At 65.2% G+C, this 14125-nt stretch carries 14 protein-coding genes; 3 read left to right on the top strand and 11 right to left on the bottom strand.

Translation table 11 applies throughout. The features are described from left to right. Positions 1-17: 17 nt before the first annotated feature. From CUJ91_RS21605 to CUJ91_RS21555, 11 genes are all read right to left on the bottom strand, one after another. The gene (locus tag CUJ91_RS21605) at positions 18-1025 is read right to left on the bottom strand and encodes a vWA domain-containing protein (RefSeq protein ID WP_114157083.1); all 1008 of its coding nucleotides are present in this window, start codon (positions 1023-1025) and stop codon (positions 18-20) included. Positions 1026-1069: 44 nt separating this feature from the next. Then, a complete protein-coding gene (locus CUJ91_RS21600) occupies positions 1070-1645 on the bottom strand; it encodes an MxaK protein (protein WP_107707488.1) in 576 nt (191 codons plus the stop codon). After that, positions 1642-2631: a vWA domain-containing protein gene (locus CUJ91_RS21595; RefSeq protein WP_114157082.1), complete on the bottom strand. Its 990-nt coding sequence runs from the start codon at positions 2629-2631 to the stop codon at positions 1642-1644. The genes CUJ91_RS21600 and CUJ91_RS21595 overlap by 4 nt, the downstream gene beginning before the upstream one ends. Next, positions 2628-3563 (bottom strand): calcium incorporation protein MxaA, encoded by a 936-nt coding sequence (locus CUJ91_RS21590; protein ID WP_114157081.1) that lies wholly within the window; start codon positions 3561-3563, stop codon positions 2628-2630. Before CUJ91_RS21590 ends, CUJ91_RS21595 begins: the two co-directional genes overlap by 4 nt. Then, positions 3560-4429: a DUF58 domain-containing protein gene (locus CUJ91_RS21585; RefSeq protein WP_114157080.1), complete on the bottom strand. Its 870-nt coding sequence runs from the start codon at positions 4427-4429 to the stop codon at positions 3560-3562. The genes CUJ91_RS21590 and CUJ91_RS21585 overlap by 4 nt, the downstream gene beginning before the upstream one ends. 3 nt (positions 4430-4432) lie before the next feature. Beyond that, complete coding sequence (locus CUJ91_RS21580; protein ID WP_006046617.1) at positions 4433-5452, bottom strand: AAA family ATPase; 1020 nt, start codon at positions 5450-5452, stop codon at positions 4433-4435. A 53-nt stretch (positions 5453-5505) separates the two neighbouring features. Next, entirely contained in the window at positions 5506-6492 is a 987-nt protein-coding gene (locus tag CUJ91_RS21575) for a LysR family transcriptional regulator (RefSeq protein ID WP_029965957.1), read from the bottom strand. 12 nt (positions 6493-6504) lie between these two features. Further along, the gene (locus CUJ91_RS21570; RefSeq protein WP_408280225.1) at positions 6505-7281 is read right to left on the bottom strand and encodes a hypothetical protein; all 777 of its coding nucleotides are present in this window, start codon (positions 7279-7281) and stop codon (positions 6505-6507) included. 122 nt (positions 7282-7403) lie between these two features. Next, complete coding sequence (locus CUJ91_RS21565; RefSeq protein ID WP_006046614.1) at positions 7404-8315, bottom strand: substrate-binding domain-containing protein; 912 nt, start codon at positions 8313-8315, stop codon at positions 7404-7406. Between the two features lie 28 nt (positions 8316-8343). Then, positions 8344-8763, bottom strand: coding sequence for a c-type cytochrome (locus CUJ91_RS21560; protein WP_006046613.1), 420 nt, complete (start codon positions 8761-8763; stop codon positions 8344-8346). Between the two features lie 106 nt (positions 8764-8869). Then, positions 8870-10690, bottom strand: coding sequence for a methanol/ethanol family PQQ-dependent dehydrogenase (locus tag CUJ91_RS21555; RefSeq protein WP_006046612.1), 1821 nt, complete (start codon positions 10688-10690; stop codon positions 8870-8872). Between the two features lie 537 nt (positions 10691-11227). Between CUJ91_RS21555 and CUJ91_RS21550 the strand changes: the two genes are divergently transcribed. From CUJ91_RS21550 to CUJ91_RS21540, 3 genes are all read left to right on the top strand, one after another. Next, complete coding sequence (locus CUJ91_RS21550) at positions 11228-11644, top strand: 4a-hydroxytetrahydrobiopterin dehydratase (protein WP_006046611.1); 417 nt, start codon at positions 11228-11230, stop codon at positions 11642-11644. A 168-nt stretch (positions 11645-11812) separates the two neighbouring features. Further along, on the top strand, positions 11813-12841 hold the full coding sequence (locus tag CUJ91_RS21545; protein WP_053859322.1) for a beta-ribofuranosylaminobenzene 5'-phosphate synthase family protein: 1029 nt from the start codon (positions 11813-11815) through the stop codon (positions 12839-12841). Between the two features lie 285 nt (positions 12842-13126). Continuing rightward, positions 13127-14068 (top strand): NAD(P)-dependent methylenetetrahydromethanopterin dehydrogenase, encoded by a 942-nt coding sequence (locus CUJ91_RS21540; protein WP_006046609.1) that lies wholly within the window; start codon positions 13127-13129, stop codon positions 14066-14068. Positions 14069-14125: the final 57 nt, after the last annotated feature.

Below are 14125 nucleotides of genomic sequence, written 5' to 3'. Positions count from 1 at the left end.
TGGGCGTATGCAGCGCGCTATTCGACCAGATCGCGGTTGCGCGCGGCGGCAGCCGCGGCGGCGTAGTGAGCGCTGTCGGCAGGCGATGAGCTAATCGCGCGAGCGCGCCGCGCCGGGCCAAAGAGCCGTGCGAGAGGCGTCGTACCAAACCGCATCGTCTCTAAAGAAACAGCAGTCCCCGGCAGAAAGCGCCAGACGAGCAGCAACAGCGCGAGCACCGCGGGACACCAGCGCAAATCGGTCGGCACCGTTTCGCGGTGAGCGAGCCGCGTATCGAGCATCGCGTCGCGCAACGACTCCGCGTCCATCAAACGCCGATAACCGAAGCCGACCTGCCCGGCCACCGCGCTCAAATAATGCCCTTGCAACGCGGACCGTTCCTCGTGACTGGCCGCATGAGCCGCTGACGCATGCATCTGCGGAACCTGCACGACCTCGTCCGCCTGCCAGTAGCCGATGCGATTGCCGTGCGCGTCGCTGCGCGGAATCGGCGCCGGCTGATCGCCGCCCACGCCGATCAGCCAGCCCTTCACGTGCGCGGGATTGATGTCCTGCTTGAGTGCATCGGAGGGCAGCAGCGGCGGCGCTTCCTGGCCATCGGTGACGAAGACGACTGCCGTGCTGTCGCCAATCTCCTGCGCCACGCGAACCGCCGAATAAACACCGCCCTCGGCGATGCGGCTGTAGTTCGTCCAGCGCATGTGCCCGTCGATCCGATCGAGCGACGCCAGCAGCGCATCATAGTTGCCGCACACTTCGACGGGCGGCAGCAGCAGAAAACTGCGCTGCCCGGTGAACGCGCTCCAGCCGATTTTCGACCCGCACGGCAATTGCCCGAGCGCCTCGCGCATCGCCGCACGCGCGAACACGAGCCGGCTCACCGGCGCACCGTCGAGCATCGCATCTTCCACGTTCATGCTCTGCGTAATATCGAATGTGACGATGTAGCTCGACGCATCGCGCGGCAACGCGACCGGCGGCATCGCAAGCGCCAGAATCAGCAGCACGAGCGCGGCTGCCGTCATCCAGTGACGTCCGGTGAAAAAGCCTCGCATGGATGCGCGCAGGCTCACGGCAAGTCCCTGCTTTCGGGATCGCGCACCTTGATGTCGTGCTGCTCCTTGACGTCAGGCGCACTTGACGCGGAACGCGTCTCGGGCGCGAGCCACAACGCACGTTCGAGGTTGTAGCGCGCGTCCCAATCGTCGGGTGCGATGCGCAGCAGACTCCGGTAGCGCGCTTTCGCTTCCTCGACCATTGCAAGCGATTCGACCGCGCCCGCAGGGCTATGTCCGATGCCCTGGCGCAGATACAGATTGCCGAGATCGAACAGCGCAGCGCGTCCAGTGTCGCTCTCGGGTTGCTCGCGAATCAGCGACTCGAAGAGAGGACCCGCCGTGTCGTAAGCGCCCTCTTTCGACAGCGCGATCGCACGCGCGAGTCGGACTTGCGGCGCGTCGTCCATGCTGCCGGCGCTGCGCGGCGCCTGCTTCGCGGCTGCCTTGCCGGCGGTAGCGGTAGCGCTAGCGGCCACGACCTGATTCACCTCTTCCGCGTGACGCAATCGCAGCCAGTCATAAGCGGCCACCGCCGCACAACACAGCGCGACCGCCCCGAAGATGACATGCACCGACGCGCGCTTCATGCCCACACCCGAACCTGAAAGAACCGCAATGCGATGAGCAGCACGCAACTCGCAAGCGCTGCCGCGAAGCAATACGAACTCAGATCCTCGCGCGGCAAACGCTCGACGAACGTCGTCTGCGCATTCTGCTGCCGGTTGATTTCGGCCATCGCGTCCCTCATTGCTTTTGCATTACCCGTCTGGAACAAACGATAAGGTGTCTTCAGCGAAAGAAAATAGCGGTGCAATTCCGCTTCCGCCGACGACTCGCTCGCCGGCACCTTCGCATTCAGGTCGGGACTGTAAATGCTGCTTCGCAAGTAGATGAAGTAGAGCGCGATGTCATTGCGCAGCAGGCCGTCTTCAATCAGTTGACGCACACGCGCATTGAGCTTCGCGCCGCCGTCCGACACGAGCACGATTGCGCGGCGGCTCGACGAATGCTGCTGATTGAATTCGCCGATCGCAGTCAGCAGCCCGAGATCGAGTTGCGTGTCGGGCATGCCGCGGCCCACGCTCGTACCGGCGATGGCGGCGTCGATCGCGCGATGGTCGTACGTGAACGGCATCGCCAGCAACGGGCTCGTGCCGAACATCATGAACGCGAGCCGGTCGTTCGGCCGCTGCGCGACGAACTCCGTCAACGAAGCGCGCGCCACCTTGTTCTTCGATTCGCCCGCGCTGACCTCGACGCCCTTGCTGTTGATCGGCTCGTCCATGCTGGCGCTGCGGTCCATCAGAATCAGAATCTGCGCGCCGCTGCCCGTGCGCAATACCTCGCGATGCGAGCGTCCAGGACCGGCCAAACCGACGACGATCGCGAGCATCGCCAGCACGGCGCTGCCCTGCGCGACGGCGCCGATCCAGCGTCCCGCGCGATCGTCCGGCACCCACGCGATCCACGAAAACGCGAGCGTGTCGGCGCGGCGCGGCAGCAGCGGCAGCAATGCGAGCGGCAGCAGCGCGAGCAGCCAGGGATGAGCGAAGTCGAGCGCCATATCGTTCATCGCTGATGACGCTGTTCCGCGCGATACAGCGCCTCGCACAGCGTCTTGAGCGGATAGGCCTCGGCGGTCGACGCGCGCACGAAAAAGCGCTCCGCCGATTGCCGGTAGAACTGCTCCAGTTGCGCGCGCAACGGTTGCAGATACGGCGCCCGTGCGAACAGCGCCGGCAGCGAACCGCCATGCACGACATGACCCGCCGTTTCGTTCAACGCGCGATGCAGGCAAAGCCACGCATCCGTGGAGGCATCCATGCGCGGCTCGGGGTCGCGCTGCGTGCGTTGCATGCGCCGCATTTGCCGCCACGCGCGCGCGAACGGCAGCCGCGCCGACTCGCGCGCATTGCGCCACCACCACCAGCCCGCCCACGAGAACAAGGTCAGCAACGACAAGCCCGCAGCGATGCCGGCCTGCCGCCGCAGCGGCGCAGTGGGCAGCGGCAAAGCCTGGCGGTCGGGCCGCAGCGCTTGCAGATCGCCGGCATTGAACGGATTCGCAGGCGTCGCGGGACCGATGCTGATCGGCCACTCGGCGACCCGCAGCGTCGCGCCCGACGACGACGGCAGCGTCAACGCGGGCAACGCAATCTGCGTGAGCGCGGTCGGCACGTTGACGAGCTGATAGTCGATCGCCATCCAGCGGCGGCCCTCGTCGTCGGTCTCGGTGCGAACGCGCCGGCGCTCGAGCCACGTATCGGTACGGCCGAGCGAAGGCGGCGTCACCGAGCCAATCTCGCGGTCGCCGTCTTGCAGCAGTATGCGTTGCGTGAGGACATCGCCGAGCAGATAGCCGAACGCGCGCGGCTCCTGCACGGTCGGCTGGAATGCGGCGCCGCTCGCGGCTGCTGCGTTCGTCGACGGCAATAGCGAAGGCAGCAGCACGATAGCGACGATCATCGCGGCCCGTATGCGGCGTAGCGTTCCCCCGAATCTCATGCAACGGCCTCCAGAAAGTAGCGCGACATGGCCTCCGGATCGAAAGCGCTTTCGATAAAAAACGGCTGGATCGCGCGCTTGCCGAACATCTGCGAGAGTTCGGCGCGGCGTGTTGCAACGCCTTCGCGCCAACGCTCCCGCACGCCGGCGCTCAGCCACAGCGTGCGCCGCGCGCCGGACTCGGCATCGCTGACCGCGAGCAGCGGACCGCCCGCGGGCGGCACGGTCTCCGCTACGTCCCATATGACGATTGGCACGACGTACGAATGCACCAGCAAGTCGAGCGCGGCGGGTAAGGCCGCGAGCGGCCAGTGGAAATCGGAGACGATAAAGACCAGCGCCTGACGGCCCGCCAGCGTCGACGCGACGCGCCGCAGTGCGTCCGCACTTTCGCTGACGTCATTCGACGCCGCGCTCTCGCTCCCGCGCAGCATCGTCGCGAGCAGATTGCCGATGCCGCGGCCCGAGCGCGCCGGCATGAAAAGATCGTCGCGTGAAGCATGATCGAAGGCGAGCATGCCCAACGGATCGCCCACACGAAATGCGCTATAACCCAATGCCTCGACGAAATCCGCGGCCACCTCCAGTTTCGTTTGGCGGCTGCCGAAGCGCATCGACGCGGACACATCGACAAGCACCTGCACCGGCACCGCCGCGCGCTGCAAATGCACCCGCACGAGCCATTCGGAGCGCGCCGCGCGCACGCTCGCCCGCAGATCGAGACGGCGCGGATCGGGATAGTCGAAGAGGCGTCCGTGCATCGCGAATTCCTGGCCCGCGCCGAAGCTCGATCCACGATGCGAGCCGGGCCGAACGCCCGATGAGCGCATCGGCAAACGGTAGTGGAATTCCGCTATCGCGTTCATCGCTCAAGGCACCGCCAGTCTGCCGACGATCTGCGTCATCAACGCCTCCGAGAGTTCCTGGCGGCGCAATTCGTAGATCGGCGTGAAGAACACGCGGTGGCCGAGCGCGGGCAGCAGCACCGCGTGAATGTCCTCGGGAATCAGATGCGTGCGGCCCGCGAGCCACGCGACCACACGCGCCGCGCGCAACAGCGCGCTCATCCCGCGCGGACTCGCGCCCGCGAGAATGAGCCGCTCCATGTCCACGCCGTCGAGCGCGATGCCGAAGCGCTGCGGCGTTTCGGTAGCCTGCCAGATGTCCAGCACGTAGCGCTCTATCGTCTCGCTCGATTGCACGCTGTGCTGGATCGCCGCGCCGATCTGGTTCAACTGCTCCCACGGCACGATGGCCGGCGAAAGGCGCGCGAGCAGCCGGTCGACGTCGTGATAGTCGGCATCGAACACGAGCGCGCGGCGCACCTCGGTGTCGTCGGGCGTCGGCATGCCGAGTTCGAAGAGAAAACGGTCACGCGCCGCCGACGCCAGTTCGAACGTCTCTTCCTTCTCGACCTTGTTGCGATCCGCGAACACCGTCATGTGCGGAAAGCGATATTCGCGATCGAACGCCCACACCGAACGCTCGGCCATCGCACGCAACAGCAGCGACTGCACCTGCGGACGCGCTCGATTGATTTCGTTGAAGAAGAACGTGGTGAGCCGCTCGCCGTGCCGCAGAAGCGGACCGGGATCGATACGCGGCCTTCCTTCGGCATCGACATAGGTGTGATAGACGAGATCGCCCGGCATCAGATCGATCGTGCCTTCGACGCGCTCGAACTCGCCGCCCACCACGCGCGCAAACGCGCGCAACACGGTCGTCTTGCCGACGCCGACGCCGCCTTCGAGCAGCACATGGCCGCGCGCAAACAGCGCCACGGTGATGAGCCGGATCACCTGCGACTGGCCGATCACCGCGCCCGCGACTTCTTCCTCGATATGCAGCGCGTGCAGACGCCAGTCCTGAAGCTGTTCGCTGGAACCCATCGGTGCAATCTCCTATGGCGGGCACACACCGCGCCGCCGGCAAGAAAAACGCTTCACGCGGATGCGTCGTCGACTGCCTTTAACAGAACCTTCGATCTTCCCGGCGACGGCACGAACCCCGCATACTCGCGCTCCAGATAAGCTGCGGCCTCCTCGAGCAGGAACTGCCGGAAGATCATGCAGGTCGGCGAAAGCTGCTTGGCGCGCAAATGCACGATCTGCCACGTCCGCTCGATCGGCGTGCCGTTCACATCGAGCAGGGCGAGTTCGCCGGTACGCAGTTCAAGCAGCAGCGTATGCAGCGAAATGAGGCTCACGCCCATGCCCGCGATCACCGCCTGCTTGATCGTTTCGTTACTGCCCAGCGTGACGACTTTCGCGGGCGTGAACAGATGCTGGCGGAACATTTCCTCCGCGGCCATGCGCGTGCCGGAACCGGGCTCGCGCACCAGAAACGTGTCGCCGCGCAGCTCCTGCAAGTCGAACCGTTGCGCGCCCACGAGCGGATGATCGACCGGCGCGATCACCACTTGCGGATGCCATGCGAGCGGCTCGGTCGTCGTGTCCAACTCCGGCGGCGGCCGGCCCATGATCGCGAGATCGATCGCGTTGTCCTGCAACAGACGCAATAGCGCGTCGCGATTGCCGACCGAAAAGTGAACGTCGACTTTCGGGTAGATGCGCGAATACATCGCGAGCAGCTTGGGCGCGAAATACGTCGCCGAACTGACGATGCCCACCGCGATCGAGCCGCTGTCGGCCTGCTTGAGCGAGGTCATCGCATCTTCGGCGTCCTTGATCTCGCCGAGAATGCGGCTCGCGTGATGGCTGAACTTCTCGCCGGCCTCGGTCAATGCGAGCTTGCGCGCAATCCGTTCGAACAGACGCAGGCCCACGGCTTCCTCGAGTTGATGAATCTGCATCGACACGGCCGGCTGCGTCAGATGCAATTCCTCGGCCGCGCGCGCGAAGCTCGTATAGCGGCTCGCCACGACGAAAATCTGCAACTGACGCAGCGTGAGCGAGCGGATGAAATTCAAGGCCATGCGCCGCTACCGGCTCGCGCGCGGCGCGTTCGAAGGCGTGACGGGATCGTTCGGCGAACGCGGCGCGTTGTTCGGCGCGCCAGGCGCATTCGGTGCATTTGGCGCATTGCCCGGCGGCGTCAGCTTGCGCAACACAGCCTGAAAACTGAGCGCGCGGCTTTGCAGCGGATGCGCGAAATCGTTGTTGGCGCCCGGCACTTCCGTGCGAATCATCGCGACCTGGCCCGGCACCGTACTCGCGATCAGAAACGTATAGCGCTTGCCCGTGTATTGCGGAAAACGCGCGGCGTTGGGATCGTCGAGATACGGCTGCACGACGATCTGCTGCGCCTTCACCGCCTTGCCGCCGATCTGGCTCGTCACCGTTTCGATCTTCGGCCCGGCGGCGAGCGCGAGCCGCAGGCGCTGCTGGAAATAGCGGCGCTTTCCGCCCGTCAACTGCTCCATCTCGGCGATGTCGCGCTCGAGAAAATAGATGATGACGGGATTGCACTGCAAGCCGCCGTTCGGCAACGGAACCGCGCCGCGTTTATCGGACACCTGGGCGTCGCCCTTCGCGTTGTCGGCGCTCGTCACGAGTACCTTGACGGTGTCGCTGCCGTGCGCGGACGTGTCGGAGCTGAGCAACGCGTAATCGAGTTCGGTTTGCTGCTCGACGCCGTGCAGATGATCGGTCGTGAAGATGAGGCGCTCGGCGGGCGAAATATCGCTCGCGCCCGGCGCGGATGCGGGTGCAGGCGTGGCCGCTTGCGCGTTGGCTACAACGACGCCCATCGCACCCATTGCGCCCGTCACGCATGCGATGCTCGCGGCGCACGCCGCGAGCACGCGCCGCCTGCCGTTGCCGATACCGCCGCTCACGCCGTCGTCAGGAATACCGCCGGGAAACCCACCACACTCCGCCGTCATGGCGACGCGTCCGCGGGTTTGCCCGCCGGTGCGTCGACCGGTTTCAGCAGCGGCACTTCATAGCTCGTGAGGATGCTGTCGATCTTGTCGTGGTTCGCGCCGATCCATTGATCGACCTTGTCCTTCCACGCTTTCTCGCCGTAGCGCACCCCCATCGAAATCGTATAGTCGAAGCGGATGCCCGGCGTGGCCGGGAACGGCACGAGCTTCACCGAATCGCCCGAGCGCTTCGCGAAGTAACCGGCAATCGGCCCCCACAGAAACACCACGTCGACATTGCCCGCCTGCAGATCGCGTTCGATCATCTGGCCGGGATATTCCTGCGGGTCGCCGCTTTGCACCTGATACGACACCGCCTGATCGATCAGGTTATGACCGAGCAGCCAGTCGACGGCAGGCGTCTGCGTGAAGATGCCGAAACGCAGTTTATGAAGCTGGTCGGGCGGCAGCTTGAGCAGATCGTCGGGCGTATTGATGCCGGCCAGTTCGGGCCGCTTCTTGAACACCATTGCATACGTCGAGCGCAGATAGGGCTGCGTCGTCGATGTCATGTCGTAGCCTTTCGGCACGCCGATGATCAGATCGCATTTGTACGCGCCGGTATCGGCCACCTTCTCGCGCAACGTATGGCGCACGAAGCCCATGCGCTGCGGAAAATACGTGTATTCGAGCTTGTAGCCGAAGTCGCTCGCCATCTGGCTCGCGATGCGGTTCTCGTAACCTTCGCCCTTGTTGTTCGACAGGGGCATGTTGTTCGGGTCCGCGCAGACGCGCAGCACGCCGTCGGCGCCGTCGTTGTTGGGCAGCGCCTCGCCCTGGGCGCGCACTGCGCCGCTTGCGAGCGCCGCATAGCAAAGCGCGCCTGCCACGAGCGCGGCATGCACGTGCATTGAATGACGATGACGCATCGATCACCTCCTGAAGTAAAGCCGCGCGCTATTTTGCGTCGATGGCCTGCAGATCGCCGGGCTTGATCTGCCCGTCCGAACGCCCTTTCAGATAGGCGTAAAGGTTCTCCCAGTTCTTTTGCATCATCTGGCTGGAACTGAAGTCGGGCATGCCCTTCTCGACCCGCCCGCCAAACACGGTGCGATGAAACTCGTTCTTGTCGAGCGTCTTGAACGCCTCGACGAGCGACGGCCCCACCATGCCCTGCTGCTGCGCGCCGTGGCAGCGTTCACAGGCAAGCGCGCGCCAGGTCTTCCATCCTTGCAACGTGTTGCTGTCCACCTTGCTGCCGTCGACCACCTTGTACGCCACCTGGGCAATCGCGGGATTGGTCTGAGCGTACGCGACAGGCAGCACGACGAAAAGGACCGGCAACGCCGCTCCCAACAAGATTGATCGGCCTTTCATATGCAGATGTCTCCTCGATCCTCGGGAAAGGGCCGCGCCGGCTGCTTCGTGCAGCGACGCGGACCCATGACTCAATTGAACCAACTGTTATTGAACCAGCCGTTGATTAACCGCCGGCACCGCCAGGGATGGCGAACACGAACAGCGTGCCGCCGAGCGCCGTGTACTTCGCGAGTTCGCGATAGCCGCCCACTGCGCCCAGACCTTCCGTCGACTTCTCGAGTCCTGCCGCCATGCCGATGCCGGCCCAGCCGCCGATGCCCGAGTACACGCCCACGTATTGCTTGCCCTGATACTGATACGTGAACACGTTGCCGATGATTCCCGACGGCGTCTTGAAGCGCCACAGTTCCTTGCCGTCCTTGATGCGGACTGCCTTCAGGTAGCCTTCGAGCGTGCCGTAGAACGCGATGCCGCCAGCGGTAGCGAGCGCGCCCGACCACACCGAGAACTTCTCCGGCTTGGACCAGACGATCTTGCCCTTCGCCGCATCCCACGCGATGAAGTTGCCCATCGCGTTGTTCTCGTTCGGACCCGGATACATCGACAGCGTCGCGCCCACATACGGCTGACCCGACACGTAATCGACATCGAACGGTTCGTAGTCCATGCAAACGTGATTCGTCGGCACGAGGAAGAGGCTCGAGTTCGGGTCGAACGCCGCGGGCTGCTGGTCCTTCGAGCCGAGCGCCGCCGGACAGATGCCCTTCACGTTGTGATCCGAACCGGCTGCCTGCGTCGAATAAGCCGCATTGCGGATCGGCTTGCCGCTCTTCAGGTCCACGCTGTCCGCCCAGTTCACGGCCGGATCGTACTTCTGCGCGACGAGCAGTTGGCCGCTCTCGCGGTTCAACGTGTAGCCGAAGCCGTTGCGGTCGAAGTGAACGATGGCGGGCACCTTCTTGCCGTCGATGGTCAGATCCGACAGGATCATTTCATTGACGCCGTCATAGTCCCACTCGTCGTGAGGCGTCATCTGATAGACCCACTTCGCCATGCCGGTATTCAGATCGCGGGCCATGATCGACATCGACCACTTGTTGTCGCCGGGACGCTGCGTCGGGTTCCATGTGCCCGGATTGCCGGTGCCGTAGTAGACAAGGTTGAGCTTCGGGTCCCACGCATACCAGCCCCACGTGGTGCCGCCGCCCAGCTTCCACTGATCGCCCTTCCATGACTTCAGCGACGAGTCTGCGCCAACCGGCACCATCTTGCCGTCGGTGTAGGTCATCGTCTTGTCGGGGTCCATCAGCATGTCCTTGTCCGGGCCCGTGCTAAATGCGGTCCAGACCGGCTTGCCCGTCTTGATGTCGTAGGCGATCAGGCGTCCGCGAACGCCGAACTCGCCGCCCGAGATGCCCGTCAGCACCTTGTCGCCGAATACGTGCGGCGCATTGGTGTTGGTTTCGCCGGCTTTCGGATTGCCGTTCTGCGCGCTCCACACGACGTCGCCGGTTTTCGCGTTCAACGCGACGAGCTTGGTGTCGGCCTGTTGCAGGAAGATCTTGCCGTCGCCATAAGCGAGCCCGCGATTAACGGTGTCGCAGCACATCACGGACACAACCGAATCGTCCTGTTTCGGCTGGTACTGCCAGATGAAAGTCTGATCCTTGAGGTTGATCGCAATCACCTTGTTAGGGAACGGCGAGTGGATATACATGGTGTCGCCGATCACGAGCGGCGCGCCTTCATGGCCGCGCAGCACGCCGGTCGACATGGTCCATGCGACCTGAAGTTTGCCGACGTTGCTTTCGTTGATCTGCTTGAGTGGGCTGTAGCGGTGGTTGGCATAATCGCCTGCCTGAGCCGCCCAGTTAGACGGACTTTTCATGAGCCCGTCGAGCTGCGAATCGGCCTGTGCAACGATAGAGCTCAAGGCTGCCGACGCGAGGATCGCGAGCCCAAGAACCGTGGTGCGTAAGTTCATGTCTCCTCCAGAATGGTCTTGCTGTTCAACTCACGAATGACCCACGCTACCTCGCAGCACCGGGCGCGCCACCACGGAGCAGGGTAACGATCAACGCCATTCCCGATCGTTGTCGGGTTTTGCGGCGCATGTCGGCCAACGCATATTCCATGCCGATGCGGCAGCGGCGCACAGCGCAGGCGCTGTTACGAGGCGAGCGTCAAACGCCGCGCGGTCACATCGCATCAAGCCGCGCGCGGCGCGTCGGGCGTCGTCGGCCTTGGCATGTGACACGTGGATGAAACACCAATGACGGGCGACGCACGGCAACTGTGTCACGCCGTGACACCACCGATGCGCGGCATGTGGGACATACTGTGTCATGGCCCGATACGAAGCGTGTCCGTCGCGAGGCAGGCTGCATGCGAAGCGGTTCGCGCGATGCGTCGGTCCATCCGCCAGTCGCATGGCGCATCAATTGCAGCGCAACATGAGGCCGAGCGATCGATTCAACATTGCGATCCGACTTTGCGATCCAACATTTGCGGAGCAGCGATCATGGCAAGCACAGAAAAGGTCTATTCCGACGACGAGATCCAGCAACGTCTCGTCGGTCCGCTACAGCACTGGTATGTCGAAGACGGCTGGTTGCGGCGCAAATACCGCACCGAAGGCTGGAAGGGAACGCTGATGGTGGTAAACGCGGTGGGTCATCTCGCGGAGGCCGCCTGGCATCACCCGGATCTGACGGTCTCCTATGCATTCGTGATCGTGAAGCTCAAGACGCATTCGGCGAAGGGCATCACCGACAAGGACTTCGCGCTCGCCGGCAAGATCGAGTCGTTCATCCAGTGGCAGCCGGCCACCGAGGGCGGTCCACTGGAAGGCACGCCCACCGACGACCAGCGCTTCCGCTATATCAAGTACGACGCGCCGAAGCCATCGCAGGCGCCGGAAACATCGGAAGGCGGTTGACGCGACGCATCGCGCGGCAGCCTGGTACGCCTTTCGCTTGACGTCCTGCGCCGAGCGTCGCGCCGTGGCGCTCATGGCCACAGTCACAGTCATGGTCACACCAATGGCCGCGTGACGATTCCTCCCGCTCGAGCGCCATCGGGTCACGCATGAACAAGGACACTCGCGATGCAGCTTCACGTTCGCCGCCTTTCGCCTGACGCCACCGTGACGGTCGACGCCCCCGCGCGGCTGCATCTGGGCTTTCTCGATCCGAACGCGTCGCTCGGGCGCGCGTTCGGCAGCGTCGGGCTGATGATCGACGGCGGCGGCACTCGCATCGAAGCGCGCTTCGCCGAGCGCGACAGCATTAGCGGCGCACTATCGGATGCGGAACGCGAGCGCATCGCCATCTGTCTCGAACGGCTGCATGCCGCGTTCGACCCCACGCCGGTCGCGATTCAGGTCACGCAGATGCCGCGCGCGCACACCGGGCTCGGCTCCGGCACGCAACTCGCGCTTGCGGTCGGCATGGCGTTCGTGCGGCTGCTCGGCCATCTGGCGACGACGTCCGAACTGGCGAGCCTGCTCGGCCGTGGCGCGCGTTCGGGAATCGGCGTGCTCGGCTTCGATTCCGGCGGCCTGCTGGTCGACGGCGGGCCGTCCGGCGATTTGCGGCCGGGCGTGCCGCCGCTACTTGCACGTCAGCCGTTTCCCGAGAACTGGCGCGTGCTGCTCGTCAGCGACACCGCGCGAGAAGGTCTGCACGGCCCCGAAGAACGGCGCGGCCTCGCGGCGCTCGCGCCGTTTCCGCAGCGGCTCGCCGCGCATCTGTGCCACCTCGTGCTGATGAAAATCCTGCCGGGCGCCGCCGAACGCAACATCGTGCCGTTCGCGCACGGCCTGACGGAGATGCAGCAGACCATCGGCGAATATTTCGCGCCCGTGCAGGGCGGCGTGTTCACGAGCCCCGGCGTCGAGCGCGCGCTGCGCGCGGTGGCCGCGCAACGCACCGCGGGCATCGGCCAGAGTTCATGGGGTCCGACGGGTTTCGCGATCGTCGGCAGCGCGCGCGACGCCGAAGCCGCGCTCGCCACCGCGCGCGAAGCGACGCGCGGCATGCCGCAGATCGAATGCACGATCGTCGGCGGACGCAATCGCGGCGCCACCGTGCGCTCGAGCGAGGCGCGGCAGCATCACCGCATCGGCGCAGCATGAAGTGCTTTTACTCCGCGCCGCGATTCGTGCACCGGGCGGTTCACGAACGGTCCGCGCATGCCGGCGATGCCGCAGCACCGCGCGCGACGCGACGCACGTCACGAACTCCCGGACGTCATGAACGCCATCAACGTCACCAGCGCGACGCGCGCCACGACATGCGACTCGCGCAAACAGCATGGCGTACCAGCCCGCGCCTTTTGCGTCATCTCGACGGGAGCGCGGCTTCTCTCGGCCCTTCCCTTGCGCAATCCACGACATCGCCATTGAAACGAGCCCCCTGCCATGTCCGACACCACTGAAAAACCCGCCGAACGGCCGTACATCCTGCACATGCTGACGGCCACGCCGCAGATGAGCCCCTTCGACGTGAACATGGCCGCCGATGCCGGCTACCAGATCATCGTGCCGTACTGCAACGTCGACGCGGGGATGGTGGCGAACCTTACGCAGGACGCGATCTTTTCGCGCGGGCCGAAAGGCGTGGCGCGCACCGGCATCTTCATCGGCGGACGCGACGTGATGCTCGCCGCCGACATGCTCGACAGCGCGCGCCGGGCAATGGTGCCGCCGTTCGAGGTGTCGGTGTTCGCCGACCCGAGCGGCGCGTACACGACCGCCGCCGCGCTCGTCGCGCTCGCCGAGCGGCATCTCGCGAAGGCGTACGGCATGGAACTGGGCGGCAAGCGCGTGCTGATTCTCGGCGGCACCGGCGCGGTCGGGCGCGTGGCGGCGGCGATGGCGGCGTCGCTGGGCGCCGACGTTTGCATCGCCAGCCACACCGACGCGGCGCGCGCCACGCGGGTGAGCGACGAGCTCAATCAGCGCTTCCAGATCGTGACGAAAGGCGTGGGCACGGCGACGTCCGACGAACTGCGCGCCGCACTCGGCGAGGCCGAGATCGTGCTCGCGACCGCCGTCGCCGGCGTGCAGGTGGTGAGCCGCGACGACCTCGCCCACGCGCGTCACCTGCTGATCGCCGCCGATGTCAACGCCGTGCCGCCCGAAGGCATTGCCGGCGTGAACGTGATGAACGACGGCAAGCCGATCGACGGCGTGCCGACTGCGGGCGGCGCGATCGGCATCGGCGCGCTCGCGATCGGCAACGTCAAGTATCAGGTCGAGCATCGGCTCTTCACGCGGATGCGCACGGGCGGCAAGCCCGTGTATTTGAGTTTTCCGCAGGCGTTCGACGAGGCCCGCGCCGTCGCGGCCGGACTCGGCTGAGCGGCGCGCCGTGCGACAGGATCTTGGCATGTCACGCCTGACGGACCACGACCACAA

This window comes from Paraburkholderia graminis (assembly GCF_003330785.1).
Lineage (GTDB): Bacteria > Pseudomonadota > Gammaproteobacteria > Burkholderiales > Burkholderiaceae > Paraburkholderia > Paraburkholderia graminis.
Note: the sequence above shows the minus strand (reverse complement) of the source record. Positions and strands in the feature narration are given on the sequence as shown.